Origin of the sequence: Arenibacter flavimaris (assembly GCF_030291335.1) — a bacterium.
GTDB lineage: Bacteria > Bacteroidota > Bacteroidia > Flavobacteriales > Flavobacteriaceae > Arenibacter.
This window is the reverse complement of the sequence record NZ_JASWIM010000088.1, coordinates 1-1,370: the sequence shown is the minus strand read 5'-3', so window position 1 is coordinate 1,370 and position 1,370 is coordinate 1. Positions and strand designations below refer to the sequence as shown.

Below are 1,370 nucleotides of genomic sequence, written 5' to 3'. Positions count from 1 at the left end.
GTCATTTTAACAAACCGCCAAGATATCCGCCAAATCAAATCAAAAAATCAAAGAACGCTTTTAATTCCCCGTGTATAAAGGGATTGAATAAAATTTTAAAAAGTTAACGCATCACTAGTATTTAACAATAGTGAATTAGTTAAATGGTATGACCCATTTGAGCCAACACCAAAACTATATTTCTACCTTGTTGGTAATTTAAAGGATATTTGGAGAGCATTGATTGATTCAATAAAGTTTGATGGGATTATTTATTACCCTAATTTGGAACAAGAATAACTACACTTAACTAGGAACTCCTAAATAAAAGTTCAAATAAAGGATTTTCAAATATTAAGGTGTTTGCAATGATTAGCTGAGTGATAAGCGTGAAAATAGCTTAAATTTAAATAATGAAGTCCATAACCGACATTCCGCCCATTGAGGTCTTAGAAAATCTTGATCTATTACGATCAGATCTGGAATCAAAGATTCCACCAAAAAAACTTGACCAAAATTTATTGATTGCCTCATGGAATATTCGAGCCTTCGGAAATTTGACCCGAAAATGGGATTCGGATGAAAACGATACTCCCAAGCGTGATCTTCATTCCATTTTCTGCATTGCCGAGATTATCAAAAGGTTCGATGTGATCGCGGTCCAAGAGGTCAAGGACAATATCAGGGCCTTACGGGATACACTCAAAATACTTGGCCATAATTGGTCCTTAATACTTACGGATGTTAACAAGGGCAAGGTTGGTAACGGGGAGCGCATGGCCTACCTGTTCGACACCAGAAGAGTCCAAATGTCCGGACTTGCCGGAGAATTGGTTGTCCCTGAAGAATGGGAGGACGACATAAATGAAGGCGCAATGGCGAAACAGTTCGTTCAATCTCCTTACGCTGTAAGTTTTCAATCTGGTAAGCACACTTTTATTTTGGTGACCTTGCATATTTTATACGGGGACAGTCCAAAAAGCCGTATCCAAGAGTTAAAGGGAATCGCGAAATGGTTATCAAGCTGGGCGAATGACATGAACGCCTATCATCATGACCTGATTGCCCTGGGAGATTTCAATATAGATGAACGCGGGGATCTTTTAGACAAAACGTTCTTATCGGAAGGATTATACGTGCCCCCTCAGCTTCAGAAAAAGGAAGTGACGAGATCGATTTTTGACCAAACCAAGTACTATGATCAAATTGCCTGGTTCGATGGCCCGCCGAACGGGCCAAAGCTTTCAATGGAATTCCTGAACGGAGGCAACTATGATTTTGTTCCAATAGCACTTCAAAATCGTGGATTGACCAAAAACAGCCTTTCTTGGCTCATATCGGACCATTATCCGCTATGGGCGGAATTCAAAGTTTAAAATAACGATAAAACA

Annotated in this window: 1 protein-coding gene; it reads left to right on the top strand. The window is 39.4% G+C overall.

What is annotated here, in order from left to right; all coding sequences use genetic code 11:
* The first annotated feature begins 392 nt into the window (after window positions 1–392).
* Window positions 393–1,355 carry an endonuclease/exonuclease/phosphatase family protein gene (locus QSE00_RS25115; protein WP_286108019.1) on the top strand — a complete coding sequence of 321 codons (963 nt, stop codon included), beginning with the start codon at window positions 393–395 and terminating at the stop codon, window positions 1,353–1,355.
* Window positions 1,356–1,370 lie beyond the last annotated feature (15 nt).

Coding starts and splice junctions, on each gene's coding strand:
- QSE00_RS25115 (WP_286108019.1), top strand. CDS start 393: ATGAAGTCCATAACCGACATTCCGCCCATTGAGGTCTTAGAAAATCTT.